Source organism: Lachnoclostridium sp. An131 (genome assembly GCF_002160825.1).
In the GTDB taxonomy this organism is placed as follows: Bacteria; Bacillota; Clostridia; order Lachnospirales; family Lachnospiraceae; genus Laedolimicola.
In genome coordinates, this window is record NZ_NFLI01000018.1 from 47736 (window position 1) to 62298 (window position 14563).

Below are 14563 nucleotides of genomic sequence, written 5' to 3' on the forward strand. Positions count from 1 at the left end.
TCTCACCCCTGTTTTACTGTAAATACCGCGCTTCCGTAAGCGGGCATCTCCCATATGATTTTTCCATTCTCTATGGCCTGCGTCTTCTCCGTGAAGATCTCCGCAGCCTCTGTCCCCGGAACCGGACAGGGTATCTCAAAGCGCGCCTCCTTGTCGTCGTTATTCACAGCTGTAATCACTGCTTCTCCATCCAGGATTCTGGCGAAGGAATACTGGCGGTTCGTCAGCGTCAGCTCCCGGTACACGCCATCTGTCAGCGCTTTTTCCTGCGCGCGTACCCGGGCCAGCTTCCGGATCAGTTCCGGAAGCCCCGGCACCGGAGGCTTCTCCTCCAGCTCCGAAAGCTTCAGGCAGGGACGAAGCTTCTCGTCGCCTCCCCACTCTTTTTTCCCCTCCACTCCCCACTCGCTTCCATAGTACACCGACGGGATACCCGGCAGGGTATAGAGAAGCGTGTAGACAGAGCGAAGGAAGCCTTTATCATTCAGCGTATTTACAATCCTGTCCACATCATGGTTATCCACAAAGGTGTACAGGCGGCAGCCCTTATAGATGCCTCCGTTTGCATCGAACTGGCGGCGGATCGTGTGCGCGATTTCAAAATAATTATGATCGTTGTGTCCGGAGTAAAGCCCCTTCCACAGCTCATAGTTTGTAACAGAATGAAGCGTCTCCGGATTCACCCAGCGGGCGTAATCCCCGTGAATCACCTCACCCATCAGCCAGAAATCCTGTTTTTTCTCTTCCGCAGCTCTCCGGAGCTCCTTCATAAAATCAAAGGAAAGGCAGTCGGCGCAGTCCAGGCGGATTCCATCGATATCGAACTCATCGATCCAGAAACGCACGACATCCAGCAGGTAATTCCTGACCTCCGGATTTCCCAGGTTCAGGTTCGCCAGCTCATAGCAGTTATGCCATGCCCTGTACCAGAACCCATCATGAAATGGGCTGTTCCCGCCAAAATCTACATCCTGGTACCAGTAACGGTACGGAGAATTCTCACGGTTTCTCTGAAGATCCTGGAATGCGAAAAATTCCCGGCCCGTATGGTTAAACACGCCGTCCACAACGACCCGGATGCCGCTTTCATGGCATTTCTCCACAAAATGACGGAAGTCCTCATTGTCTCCCAGCCGGCTGTCTACCCTTTTATAATCCTTTGTGTCATACCCGTGGGTGGTGGACTCAAACAGCGGTCCGATATACACAGCGGTAAACCCGTATTCCCGCATATGAGCGACCCACGGATCCAGCTCCTTCAGCCTGTGAACCTCTCCTTCCTCCTCATGAGCCTTAGGCGCCCCCAAAAGCCCCAACGGGTAAATATGATAAAAAATGGCTTCCTCATACCATTTTGACATGATGCTTCCTCCTCCGATTTTTCTTCACAGCCCTGTCTGTCCCGGCCCTGCAGAAGCTCCGCCCGGGAACCGTTCTGCCTAAAACGTTCTGCCTAAGAATAGATCCCATGCATAAACTGGTGTACCAGCGCCTCGATCTCCTCTTCCGAAATCTCGAGCCGCTTCTCCTCCCCCGTCTCATGCTTCATGATAAGATAGAGAATGACCAGGCCGATAAAGCCGAGAGAAAACTGCCTCTGCCGTCCGTGCATATTCCCCAGATCCGAGGCGGCAGCCTCAAAAATACCTTCTATCTCCTTCTGCAGACGGAACACCAGCGGACGTACAGCCTGATAGGTCTCGCTCTCCCTGGCAGAATAGTACTGCGCCACAAAGAGAATCGAAAATTTAGGTTCTCTCTGCGCAAAATCAGCTACTGCTCTGGCAGCCGCGCACAGCGTCTCTCTTAAATCCCCATGATAGATGCACGCCGTTTGCAGCTCCCTCAGAAACGGCTCCCCCCTGCTCTCCAGAAGCTGCTCCAGAAGGCCGTATTTACTTTTAAAATAGTAGTAAAGCGTCGGCTTGGTGACACCTGACTTTTCCGCAATCTCCTGAACTCCCACCGCGTCATAGCCCCTGGCGTAAAAAAGCTCCAGCGCGGTCTCAAGGATCCGTTCCCTGTTGTCCACAGGCATCCCTCTTTCCATCCTGACAAACACTGTGTTTTTGTTCTGTCTTCATTCTATACCGAACGGTATAACCTGTCAAGCAGTCCTCAGAAATTTCTTTTTGACATTCCATTTTTCCCTGCCTATAATGAATCTATACAATAAACAAACGGAAAAGAAAGGACATCCGATGATATTATCTGTAACCTTGAACCCCTGCATTGACAAAACCATATACCTTGACCGGCTGGACGTAGGGGCCTATAACCGGGTAAAAAATGCGAGAATTGACGTGGCCGGAAAAGGCCTGAATGTGAGCACAGTTCTGAATCACCTGGGAGAAGATACCCTGTGCATGGGACTGAATTTTCGGAATAACGGCAGTCTTCTGGAGCAGACACTGAACAGCCGCGGCCTGAAGCACCATTTTATCTATGCCGACGGCTCTATCCGGACAAACATCAAGCTTTTTGATCAGGCCTCCCATGTGATGACCGAAATCAACGAGGCAGGCCCCGAAGTCTCCCCTTCCTCTGTCGACAGGCTGATTGACGAGATCGACGCCCGTCTGGAGCACGCGCATATTCTGGTCTTGAGTGGAAGCATACCTCCCGGAGTGCCCTCAGATATCTATCAGAGGCTGATCCGCATGGCCCATAGAAAAGACGTCAAAACCGTGCTGGATTCCGCTGGCGAGCCCTTCCAGCTGGGCCTTCAGGAAAAGCCTTTTTTGATCAAGCCCAACAGCCTGGAATTTGAACAGACCTTCCGGCAGAAGCTGAAAGCCGGCCAGGGGCCTCTGGAAATCGCCCGGCAGGTCGTAGACGGAGGCATCCCTTATCTCTGCATTTCCATGGGCGCCGACGGAGCGCTCCTTCTCGATCAGGAGCATGCCTACCGCGCGAAGCCGCTTCCCATAGAAGCAAAAGGCCTGACCGGAGCCGGCGATTCCATGGTCGCCGGCATGTGCTATGCGCTCCGAAAGCATCTGGACTCTGAGGATATGCTGCGCTACGCCATGGCATGCGCTGCTGGCTCTGTCCGCCAGGAGGGCACGCTGCTGGCAAGGGAAAGCGATGTACAGGAGCTGCTGCCGCAGGTAGAGATCGAAAAAATTGCCTGAAGCGGGATGCATTCCCGTTCAGGCAGAAGGCTGGCGCTTCGTTCCGGCTGCCTCCCGTCCCAGCTCTTTTGTTCTTTTTGCAATCACCCGCGGAAAGAAATACAGAAACAGGGCTGTCGTCACCGCGGCTGCGATGACGTCCGCTGCCGGTTCTGAGAAAAACGCCGCCTCCGCCGAGACGAGCGCAGGGAGCGTCAGCAGGCTTGCCAGATAAACAAGCTTCCGGAACGCTGAGCAGAACAGGGCTAGCTTTACCTGTCCCAGCGCTGTCGTCTCATCTACCAGCGGGTACTGTACCGCCAGCGGGATAATCATGGCAGTGAATATTTTTATGTATCTTACCGAACGCGCCAGAATCTCACTGTCTTTCGTGAACAGCGAGACATAAAGAGGCGAAGCCGTATAGGTCAGCGCCATCATAAAGACACAGAAGCTGATACATAGCCCTACGATACACCGCAGGGCTTTTTTGATGCGGCCGGCATCCCCCATTCCGTAATTAAAGCTGATCACAGGCTGGCTTCCCAGCGTAATTCCTCCCATCGGCATCGTAATCAGCAGAAGGTAGCTCTGCACAATCGTCGCGCAGGTCACAAGTGTGTCGCCCTCGCCCGGTCCCCCGTAGCGCTGAAGCACAGTATTCAGAACAATCAGAAGGATGCTGTCACTGGCAATAATCAGAAACGGAGACAGTCCAAAGGCTGCGATTCTTTGCACGGTCTTCCACCGGAAATCGCCCCAGCTCAGACGCACGGGCATTTTCCTGCTCCAAAGCGTCAGCAGAACAAAGGCACAGGAGGCAATCTGGGAAATCACCGTAGCAATAGCTGCACCCGCCACTCCCATATCAAAAACAAAGATGAAAACAGGATCCAGCACAATATTCAGCACTGCTCCCAGCATCACCGTCGCCATTCCCAGGCCGGAAAAGCCCTGGGCAATCAGAAAGCTGTTCATTCCTCCGGCCATCAGGGCGAAAAAGGTTCCCGCCGTATAAATAGTCATATAAGTATCCGCATACGCAAACGTGGCCTGGCTTGCGCCAAACCACATAAGCAGATGCTCTTTTGAAAATAAGAATACAATTGTCAAAATCACGGACAGAACCAGAAGCATCAGAAAACCGTTATTCAGTATTCTCCGCGCCTCTCTGGTATTTCCCTCGCCCATCCGCATCGCCATGAGCGGAGAACCTCCCATTCCCACCAGAGAACCGAAGGAAGAGAGAAGGGTCACAATCGGCGCGCAGACGCCCACGCCTGCCAACGCCAGACTTCCTACCCCCGCACCGATATACATGCGATCCACGATGGAATACAGCACGTTTACCAGCTGGGCAAGCATCGTGGGAACCGCCAGCCTCAGCACCAGCGGAAAGACAGGATCATGTCCCAAATCATTTGTATGTTTCATATTTTTTCAGCCGCCGCAGGCGGCATTTGTGCACCTCTACTTTTCAAAATCCTTTTCCAGAAGAATCAGATGGCCAAACTCGTCCATACGGCTCTTCTTCGTCTTGCCGAACAGGCCCTTCTTTCCGCGCTTTTCAATGGCTTCGTCTACCATCTCCTTGACCTCGGCTACGTTCACCAGATGATCGCTGGTCTGATTGTTTCCAATCCGGTTGTACAGAGCCAGCACAGCCATCTCGTCCAGCACGCAGTCTCTCTCCTGCGCATAGGATTCGCCGAATGCCACCAGCTCCTTATTTGTAAATACAGGGATCTCTATCGTGCGTGTGAATTTGGCTCCCAGGCTCTCACAGCGGATAAAGAGCTTCCGGATCTCTTCCTTGTCATCCTCCAGAATCACTAGCAGCCCGCCTGTCTTTCTCGTCATGGCATGAGAAAGCTGGACAGCCGTCTTTGTCTTCAGGTTCCCTGCTCTTTCTATCAGAAGAGCTCCGCCGCCAAGCTTCGCAACCACCGCAGACACATCCTTGCCATTCAGGCTCTCCGCAGCCACCTTCGCCATCTTCGCGCCTTTGACACGCCGCTGCTTCTGAAGCGCCTTCACAATATCCGCAGCCAGCGTGGATTTGCCATTCCCCCGTTCTCCGGTAATCACGATATTGCCCACCAGAGAATCCTCGCGCCGTTCCTTGCGCATCCGGTCTTCCTCCAGAAGCTCTGCCAGCTGCCTGTTCATTCCGCGCACAGAGGTAAAGTAGGCAAAAAGCTTCTTCTGTTCCTCGGAAAGCTGTCCAGGCGGTATCGCAGAAATCGTCTCCTCCAGAGATTTCTCCAGCTCCTCCAGCATCGGAGCAGCAGGCTCTTCCTCCTTCTCCTGCTCTGTCTCCGCCTTCCGCCGGGCGTCATCTTCCGCTCTTTTCTGTGAAGCAGGCTGCTCTTCTGGCTTCTGTCCAGCTGCCGGCTGCTTCGGCTGTACTGCAGAGTCTGCTGCCGGCTCTGTCTCCTGCCGGCTGGAACCTGCCGCTGCCGGCTGCAGCTCTTCCAGAGACGCAGCCTCCAGAATATCCAGGATCTCCCGGCTGTCCATCCTCTTTTGCCCTTTGCTTTCCGCCGGAGCTTCCAGGATCTCCAGAATCTCCTGCGGTTCCTTCGCCGCAGGCGCAGCAGACGGCACGGCCTTCTGCAATGTGTTTCCTTCCAGCTCTTCTTTTTCCTGCTGCCGTCCCGATTCCGCAGTCTTCTTTCTGATCGGCTCCAGCTCTACGTGAACCGGATATCTGCCCTCTATCTCCTCAATCAGGCGCTGGATCTCCTCCGGAACCGTGGTTTTAACCTCGATGTTCAGCTCCGGAAGCTGGCCTGTGGCACGCAGGCGCTCCCGCTCTCTGCGGCGCTCCTCATCCCTTTTGGCTGCTTCCGCAATGGCAGCTTCCGTCTCCCGCTTCTTGACCTCCCAGTCATTTAAAATATCCTCGATGCTGAGCTGACCAGTAATCTGTCGGTCCAGCACATTCTCTTCCATGTCAAAGGTCAGCTGGCCGCTCTCATCCTGTCCGATAAATTTCGGAAGCTGCATGGTATCCTTTGACGCACCTGACCACGATACCGCCGTGCCCTGACCCGCCGCAGGAGCCGCAGAAGTCCCCCGGTCTTCCGCTCCTTCCGCCTTATCCGGAGCGCTCGTTTCCTCCGGCGCTTCCTGCTGCTTAGACGTCTCCTGCTTCTCCGGCGTACCCTTCTGTCCGGAGGCTTCCTGCCCTTCCGGCGTTTCCTTCTGTCCGGAGGCTTCCTGCCCTTCCGGCGTTTCCTCCTGTCCGGAGGCTTCCTGCCCTTCCGGCGTTTCCTTCTGTCCGGAGACTCCCTGTCCTTCCGGCGCCTCTGCTTTCCGCTCCGTCTCCTTCCGGATCAGATCTTCCAGGCCTTCCGCGAGGGCCGCCTGGAGATTCGTGGTATTAAACTGCTCCATATTTACCGGACGAACCTTGATCTCCTCCGCTGTCCGCGGATCCGTCACCATCTGGCGGTACTTTTCCTCCTGAGAAGCAGTCAGCGGCTGAATCCGCATCTTCAGCTCCATCGCCTTTATGACATACTCACCTTCGCTGAACCACAGAATCAAATCATCACATTCTTCCACACATTTCAGAGACATACCCGCCTTATAATAGAGCTCTGCCAGCTCATAGGCCCATTCCTCCTGGTATTCCCGGCTCTTGTATTCTTCAAGAATCGCAATCTGATCCTCTATGGAGGAACCGCGTCCCTTGTAAATCTCGTATTTCAAAACATAGCGTCCCAGATCATGAGGCGCAATTCTGACAAATTCCTTGTACAGCTCCACTGCTTCGTCGAAATCCTTCAGCTTTACTGCAATCTCCACCATCTTATAGACGATCATCCGTCCTATCGGCGCACAGTCATAAGCGATATTCAGGATCTCGTAGCAATCCTCGTACCGTTCCGTCTTTTCATAAGCCTCCGCAACCTGCAGAAGAAGTCCTACATTCCGCACCTTACGCCAGTCAATAGAGTCCGCGATCTTGGCGGCTGTTTTATAATCCTCTTTTTTTATCAGCTTTCCCAGCTGCTCTGTCTTTATCTGAAATTCATATTTATCCAACGATTTCCACCTCAGTCATCCTGTCAGACTACTATATTTTGTTGCTTTTCCGTTCCCTTTGTCAAAATATGCTATAGTTAGCATTAGTGTATCACAGGGCACTTTTCTTGTCAAAAAAATTTCTTCTGGATCCAGGAAATATCCGGGCGGAAATAAGGGCGCCTCAATCAATTGAGGCGCCCTCCTTCCAGGCTGAATTTTCAATCCAGCGCTGTCTTTCGAAAATAAATTTTATCTGTTCAAAATTCTCGTAGCCGCTATCGCAAGAGATCCATCTCCGATATGGCAGGATACGCTCAAAGACAGGGAATCCACAAAGCCTACCTGATATCCTGGAAACGCCTCTTCCACTTCCTTTTTGAAATCCAGCGCCTCTTCATAATTGTTTGTGTGGGCGATATCCAGATAGACTTCATGCGCGTCCACGCCGCCGAAACGGGTCTCGATATCATTTCTTACCGCGTCAAGCATGGTCTGACGGGCTTGCCGCATGGTTCTTGCCTTTGAAAAGGAATCCAGCCTTTCACCCTGAATAGTCAGCACCGGCTTCAGGCGCAGCATCGTACCGATAGCCGCTACCGCCGGAGTGATACGGCCGCCCTTCTTCAGGTATTTCAGTGTCGCTACCGTAATATAGATGCTGGACTCCAGCTTCGTCTCTTCGAGGATCTCACGGATCTCCCGGGCGCTCTTTCCGGCCTTCGCCAGACGAACCGCATCCTCCACAGAACGTCTCTGGGTGATGGAAATCCGATGATTATTTACCACCTGGACTTTTCCGTCAAAATCATCTGCCAGGGCAATCGCCGTCTGGCAGGAACCGGACAGCCCGCTGGACATCGGAATATGCACGACCTCATCATATTCCTTCAGCAGTTCCTTCCACAGATTCATCACCGATTCCGGGGAGGGCTGGGAGGTGGCAATATCCGCATCCTGCTTCAGATATTCATAAAACTCTTCCTGAGTTAAATTGATTCCTTCAAAATATTCCTTTCCATCGATCGTAAAAGGCATCGGCAGAACCGAAATTCCCATTGCTTCCGCCAGTTCCTGGGTAATTCCGCTGTTGCTGTCCGTTACAATCGCTACCTTACTCACCAAAAATCTCTCCTTCCGCGTCCTTGTGCTGTTATCAACCCGTATCCGCGGCAGACGCAGCCTGCGCTGCCGCCGTGGTAAGTATAACAGCTTACCGCAGAAAAGTCCAGTTTTTCGATGCTTTTCTTCTTTTCCTGCCCGGAAGCCAGCAGATGCCGTACACTTATATGGGGACAGAATTTAAAATCTGCAGCATTTCCTCCTTATCCTCTGTTATACGCATACGCTCTACCTTTTCCGTTTCCATGCATACCTGCGCAATTCTGCTCAGCAATTCAATATGCTCCCCATCCTTTCCCGCTATACCAAACAAAAGATACGCTGTTCCCGTGCCGAAATCCACTCCTCTTTTCAACTGCAGTACAGATATGCCCGAGTGAAGAATATTCCGTTCACTGCCCTCAACACCATGCGGAATCGCGATCCCATTCCCCATATAGACACCAAAAAGACGTTCCCGCTCCATCATATCGTCAATATATTCCCCGCGGATATACCCCTGCTGAAAGAGAATTTCTCCGCAGGCCCGGATCGCTTCCCAGCGATCCGGGTAATCTGCGCCCAGTACAATATTATTTACCGTCAATACCTGTTCTTTCATCTTAGTCCGTCTCTCCCTGCTGTCAGAGAAGCATTTTTATTAAGCGGTCATAAGCTTCGTTGTCCAAAAGATTCTCTACCGGAAATACCTGGTTCTTCATTTGGTTTGTCTCCAGCATGCTCCTTACCCTGTCCTCCAGAGGCTTTGTTGTCACAATCAAATCGCCTTCCCTGACATTTTCTCCAATGGAAGCAACTGAAGTATGTACTACTTCCATACTCAGCATTGCTTTGTTCAGCTTTGTTTTCATAATGGATTCTCCCATCACACTGGATCCCATTCCGGCGTCGCAGGCAAACACGATTCGGGATATAGTCATCCCTGCACCATGCGCGGCTGCCGCTGCTATTGGCTGGACTGCTGCGTTTCCTGTCACTCCCATTTCACTCAAAGTCTTTTCCATGGAAAAATTCGCTCCAGCCACTTCTTCTGACTTATCCATCTTCAGGAAGAAACCAGCTACCAGGCAGGATGTGATCATACCGGCAAAATAGGAAATAACATTCACTACAAGACTGCTCTTTGCAGAGACAGCTACCAGCGCGAAAAAGCTTCCCGGTGAAATCGCCGCCACCGTTCCGCCTCCAAAATTTTGAATGATCAGAATGGATACAAAGCTTCCTGCTATCTGTCCTATCAGCGTCACCGGCTTACTTAAAACAAACGGGTATACAACCTCTCCGATTCCTCCGAAGAAATTGATAAAAGCCGCTCCAGGAGCAGCCTTTTTCGCTGTCCCTTTTCCAAAAATTGCAAAGGCCAGAGCCACGCCCAGAACACAGCCGTTATTTGCCTCCAGCATAAAGAGAATCGATTTCCCCGTCTCTGCCGCCTGCTCCACTCCGAGCGGAATCATGATACCATGATTGATAGCATTATTCAAAAACAAAACCTTTCCAGGCTGTACGAAGAATGCCATCAGAGGCAGCAGTCCCCTGCTTATCAGCGCATTGATCGCTGCGCTGAACACGGTAATCAGTCCTTCAATAATCGGCACAAAAGCAAAAAATCCGATTACCATCAATACCGCTCCGACCAGGCCCAGGGAAAAGTTATTGACCATCATTTCCAGACCAGGCTTTACTCTTCCTTCAAACAGTTTATCCACCTTTTTGATGCACCATGCAGCAAACGGTCCCATAAACATAGCGCCTGCAAGCATATTAATATCCGTGCCCAGAATTACGCCCATTGTCGCAAAGGCGCCTATTACTCCGCCGCGGCGTCCATATACATTGCTTCCGCCTGTGTAGGCGATAAGAAGCGGCATCAGATATTTCATTGTGGGTGATACCAGCTGGTTCAGGGTTTCGTTGGGCAGCCAGCCCGTAGGAATGAACAGCGCAGCCAACACGCCCCACCCAATAAACACACCGATATTCGGCATAACCTCAGAGCTTAAAAAAGCCCCCATTTTCTGTACTCTTACTTTTGCAGAAGTATTCATATTTTATCCCCCAAAGGCCAGGCTACTGCAGATTTGCGTGCCTGCCATTCATAAATTCTGTCGTTACCTTCCTTTTCTCCTTGAGCTCTTCCGCTACTGCATCCCCAATTACCAGTACCGACTGCTCAAACAAAGAACCTGCGTGCTGCCTTGTCTCTACTTTTGTCCTGGCTGGTACGCAGAGAAAATAATCCGAGATTTCCGGATTTTCCGGCACAGCTGAGATCAAAAGTACTCTGGCTTCCTGTTTCCTCGCTGTCTCTATATGATTCAGCGTTACCTTCGTCCTGGCGCTGGCTGTAACTGCGATCAGCAAATCCCCTTTCTGAATCGACGGCGTCGAAGCATCCCCGGCTACATAAGCCTCGTAGCCAAGATGCATAAACCGGATAGCGAGGGCCTTCACCATATTTCCGCTTCTCCCCATGCCGCTGAAAAAGATTCTTTTCACCTGCATGCAGGCGTCTGCGGCCTGCTCCAGCTGTTCCGGATCTACCTGTTCCGCAACTGCCTGGAGTTCCCGAATATTTTCTTTTACGTTTTTCGTTACACTCATGCAAATCCCCTTATTGTCTACTTATGCTTAACCGGATGGCCGCCTATCACTCCCCTGGCGGCGGCAAGGCATTTCATGGCAGGAGAATCCTCCTGCTGGGAGCGGAAACGCTGCTGAAGCGCAGCAGTGATAGTCGGCGTCGGCACACGCAGCCTGACCGATTCTTCTACCGTCCATCTGCCCATCCCCGAGTCTGCCACAAAGCCTTCCACTCCTTCCAGCTTCACATCCGGCTCCAGAGCCTTGATTATCTGTCCAAGAATATGAGAACGGATAGAGCAGCCGTTCTGGTATGCGTGCAGTACCCCCAGCACATCTACGTCAATCTCTGACGCTGTCAGCATCTCATAGCCTTCCGCATATGCCTGCATAATCGCATACTCCACGCCGTTATGTATGGTTTTCGCGTAGTGTCCTGCCCCGCAGCCTCCACACCAAGAATATGCATCGGGGGCAGCCAGGCTTTCGAAAAACGGAATCATACTTCTGTAATCTGCCTCTTCTCCGCCTATCAGCATGCCGCAGCCGTTTTTTGCGCCCTCTACGCCGCCGCTCACACCAACGTCCATAAAACGGATCCCTTTTTCCTTAAGCTTTTTTCCTGAACGCACAGTGTCTCTGAAATCTGTATTCCCCCCGTCAATCAGTAAATCTCCGGGAGCAATCAGTTCTCCCAGATTATGGATCATCTGATTTGTGATTTTTCCTGGCGGGAGCTGCATCCAGATTACCCTGGGACTGGACAGCTCACCTACCAAAGCCTGGAGACTGTCCGCAAGAGGGATTCCCCGGCCTTCTGCGTTTTCTCTGGCCTGCGGACTGTTATCGTAGCCCACCAGCCTGTGGCCTGCCTGAACAGCTCTCGACGACATCTCCAATCCCATTTTTCCTAATCCTATAAAACCTATCTCCATAATTTCTCCACTATTTTTTTGATTTTTCTCATAAATATTTAATCTGTATAATTTTTAAACTGTTTCACCGTATCACTGATCTTCAACAGCTTTTCCTCCAGCTTCTCCTGAGACTGTGTGCAGTAATTTACATAAAGCACATCAATCAAGCTGTACTCTGCGATTCTCGAGATTAGCGGTTCCGGCTTATAGCTGAATTCCCGCGACAGTGTATACAGGCTCACATCTGCCAGCTTTACCAGCGGAGACTGCGTAAACTGCGTGATCGCTATAATTTTCATCTCATTGCTTTTTGCAATTTTTAATGCCATATTCAATTCCGTATTAGCGCCCTCATGACTGACTACAATGACAGCATCCTCAGAATTTCCCACGGTCGACACGATTCCCTGAACATGTACATCTGTGACCAGCTCCACCATGATCCCCAGGCGCATAAATTTATGATAAGCATCCTGGGCTACCGAAGCAGAACCTCCAAGACCCACAAAAATCAGCCTTCTCGCGCCGCGCATGATATCAAGAACCTTCTCCAGGTCCTCCTTCTTCAGCATCTTCTCAATATCCTGTATTGATTCAATGTTTTTCTGAATCACTTTCTGTGCGACCGTCATCACATCGTCGCTTTCTTCAATATTTCCATACTGTTTCTGATATTTGAGATTTCCCGACGCTTCCAAATCACGTGTAATTTCCATTTTCAGATCAGGCAGCTTCTCATATCCCATTTTTTTTGTAAACCGGGTGATCGCTGCCACGCTTGTATCTATTTTTTCGGAAAGCTCCGTAATTGACATTTTCGTAAAGTCTTCCGGATTTTCACAGATATACTCTGCAATTCTTCTCTCAGATTTCGTTAATGCTTCTTTCATCATATTCAGTTTTTTTTCAAAAAACGCTAATCTGTTATTTCTCATTTTCCCTCCATATACCAGCTCCTTTTCAGATTATTTTACATAATAAGCGCTTATCGTTAGGACTATTGTAAATCATTATCATTTTTATGTCAATACATTTTGATAATTATTTACGTATTTATATGTAAAATTCTGCGGAACTGTTCACATCACCCGAAAGGCTGTACGCCTTTTCCTGATACTCTGCCATCCTTGCATTATTTTAGCGCCGGCAGCAGCCGGCGCTATTCCAGTATATCATACTTTTTATATAGAAAAACAGGGATCTTTCTATTTCTTCATCTTCGGCTGGAATATCAGGCTGGCCAGATAACCAAAGACCAGAGCCGCGCAGATTCCTGCTGCGCTGGCCGTAAAGCCGCCTTTAAAGATTCCCAGAAAGCCTTCGGTATCCACTGCTTCCTTTACGCCCTTCCAGAGCGTATTTCCAAAGCCAAGAAGCGGTACGGATGCTCCCGCTCCTGCAAAGTCCTGAAAAGGCCCGTACAGGCCTACAGCGCCCAGAACGGCTCCGCTACAGACAAGAAGCACCATGATACGGCCCGGCATCATCTTTGTCTTCTCCATCAAAACCTGGACAAGAGCACAGATAAAGCCGCCTATGAGAAATGCTTTCAGATAATCCATATTTTCTTTCACCTCCTGAAACGAACCGGAGCGCCGCCGGCTGCCAGCCCATCAGCAGTGCTCAATCACAACCGCATGGGCGATGCCCGGCACGCTCTGCCCTTCATTGTAGCTTACTGTGGAAAGGAGCGCCCCGGTCGGCACAAAAAGAATCCGTTTCCACTCGCCTTTTTCCAGCTTTGGCAGAAGGTAAGCCGCAAGTGTCACTGCGGAGCAGGCGCAGCCGCTGCCCCCTGCATGGGTATCCTGAGCCTCCGGATCAAAGATCAGCATTCCGCAGTCCAGATGCTTTCCTGTCAGATCATACCCCCGCTTCCCAGCCAGTTCCAGCAGAATCGTCTGTCCCACACTCCCCAAATCACCGGTTACAATGTGATCGTAATCCGAAGGCCGCCGGCCGAAATCCTCCAGATGCGTGCAAATCGTATCACAGGCTGCGGGCGCCATACAGGCTCCCATATTCATAGAATCCTTCAGGCCATAGTCTATCACTCTCCCGGGAGTCGCTCCTGTGATGCGCGCTTTTCCGCCCGAACGGGCCAGTACAAACGCGCCGCTCCCTGTGACCGTCCAGGTAGCGGACAGAGGCCTCTGGCCGCCGTACTCCAGCGGATATCGAAACTGCTTCTCCGCGCTTCCAAAATGGCTGGAGGTCAGCGCCAGCACTGCCTCCGAATATCCTCCCTGTACCGTCATGGCGCCAAGCATCAGCGCCTCGCCTATGGTCGAACAGGCGCCGTACAGGCCAAACAGGGGCAGCTTCAAATCCATTACCCCAAAGGATGTGGCAATGAGCTGCCCCAGCAAATCTCCCGAAAAAAGATACCGAACCGGCGGCACCCCTGATCCGGCTTTTTCCATAGCAAGCAGGGCCGCCTTTTTCTGAAGCGCGCTTTCCGCCTCCTCCCAAGAGGCCTGTCCCACCATAGGATCCTCCTCTATCTGGTCAAACAGCTTTCCCAGCGGCCCCTCGCTTTCCTTTTTTCCTACAACCGAGGCTGCGCTCACGATATGGGGCGCCTCCTGAAATTGAATACTCTGCTTTCCTACGATTGTCTCCACGCTCAATATTTCCTTCCGTCCTTTCCGCAGATATCCTGGTGTTATTTTAACCGGGCAGATATATTTTATGCCTGAGGGAAGAAAAATATGACGGTAATAGAAAAAGATGGCCTGAAGCAGTCTCGGCCATCCTTTCTGTTTTTTATATTTGGATTTGTTTTATTTCCGGCGT

The 14563-nt window shown here is 51.4% G+C and carries 13 protein-coding genes; 1 reads left to right on the top strand and 12 read right to left on the bottom strand.

Annotation, left to right across the window (positions count from 1 at the left end; translation table 11 throughout):
• Positions 1-2: 2 nt before the first annotated feature.
• Together B5E77_RS14055 and B5E77_RS14060 are read right to left on the bottom strand one after the other, a co-directional pair.
• The gene (locus B5E77_RS14055; protein ID WP_087165986.1) at positions 3-1361 is read right to left on the bottom strand and encodes an alpha-amylase family glycosyl hydrolase; all 1359 of its coding nucleotides are present in this window, start codon (positions 1359-1361) and stop codon (positions 3-5) included.
• Between the two features lie 92 nt (positions 1362-1453).
• Positions 1454-2032 (bottom strand): TetR/AcrR family transcriptional regulator, encoded by a 579-nt coding sequence (locus tag B5E77_RS14060; protein WP_162609709.1) that lies wholly within the window; start codon positions 2030-2032, stop codon positions 1454-1456.
• 169 nt (positions 2033-2201) lie between these two features.
• Here B5E77_RS14060 and pfkB point away from each other — a divergent pair, with 169 nt between their 5' ends.
• On the top strand, positions 2202-3134 hold the full coding sequence (pfkB, locus tag B5E77_RS14065) for a 1-phosphofructokinase (protein WP_162609710.1): 933 nt from the start codon (positions 2202-2204) through the stop codon (positions 3132-3134).
• Between the two features lie 18 nt (positions 3135-3152).
• Here pfkB and B5E77_RS14070 read toward each other — a convergent pair whose 3' ends face one another.
• The 10 genes from B5E77_RS14070 to spoVAD form a co-directional block, all read right to left on the bottom strand.
• On the bottom strand, positions 3153-4547 hold the full coding sequence (locus B5E77_RS14070) for an MATE family efflux transporter (protein WP_087165989.1): 1395 nt from the start codon (positions 4545-4547) through the stop codon (positions 3153-3155).
• A 36-nt stretch (positions 4548-4583) separates the two neighbouring features.
• A complete protein-coding gene (locus B5E77_RS14075) occupies positions 4584-7166 on the bottom strand; it encodes a tetratricopeptide repeat protein (protein WP_087165990.1) in 2583 nt (860 codons plus the stop codon).
• A 231-nt stretch (positions 7167-7397) separates the two neighbouring features.
• Positions 7398-8267, bottom strand: coding sequence for a DegV family protein (locus B5E77_RS14080; RefSeq protein ID WP_087165991.1), 870 nt, complete (start codon positions 8265-8267; stop codon positions 7398-7400).
• Positions 8268-8430: 163 nt separating this feature from the next.
• The gene (locus B5E77_RS14085) at positions 8431-8868 is read right to left on the bottom strand and encodes a PTS sugar transporter subunit IIA (RefSeq protein WP_087165992.1); all 438 of its coding nucleotides are present in this window, start codon (positions 8866-8868) and stop codon (positions 8431-8433) included.
• Between the two features lie 22 nt (positions 8869-8890).
• Positions 8891-10315, bottom strand: a complete 1425-nt coding sequence (locus B5E77_RS14090; RefSeq protein ID WP_087165993.1) for a PTS mannitol transporter subunit IICB — start codon at positions 10313-10315, stop codon at positions 8891-8893.
• A 22-nt stretch (positions 10316-10337) separates the two neighbouring features.
• Positions 10338-10871: a 6-phospho-3-hexuloisomerase gene (hxlB, locus tag B5E77_RS14095; protein ID WP_087165994.1), complete on the bottom strand. Its 534-nt coding sequence runs from the start codon at positions 10869-10871 to the stop codon at positions 10338-10340.
• Positions 10872-10888: 17 nt separating this feature from the next.
• On the bottom strand, positions 10889-11785 hold the full coding sequence (gnd, locus tag B5E77_RS14100) for a phosphogluconate dehydrogenase (NAD(+)-dependent, decarboxylating) (protein ID WP_087165995.1): 897 nt from the start codon (positions 11783-11785) through the stop codon (positions 10889-10891).
• 38 nt (positions 11786-11823) lie between these two features.
• Complete coding sequence (locus B5E77_RS14105) at positions 11824-12702, bottom strand: MurR/RpiR family transcriptional regulator (RefSeq protein WP_087165996.1); 879 nt, start codon at positions 12700-12702, stop codon at positions 11824-11826.
• Positions 12703-12972: 270 nt separating this feature from the next.
• The gene (locus B5E77_RS14110; protein WP_087165997.1) at positions 12973-13329 is read right to left on the bottom strand and encodes a SpoVA/SpoVAEb family sporulation membrane protein; all 357 of its coding nucleotides are present in this window, start codon (positions 13327-13329) and stop codon (positions 12973-12975) included.
• Positions 13330-13380: 51 nt separating this feature from the next.
• Complete coding sequence (spoVAD, locus tag B5E77_RS14115) at positions 13381-14391, bottom strand: stage V sporulation protein AD (protein ID WP_087165998.1); 1011 nt, start codon at positions 14389-14391, stop codon at positions 13381-13383.
• Positions 14392-14563: the final 172 nt, after the last annotated feature.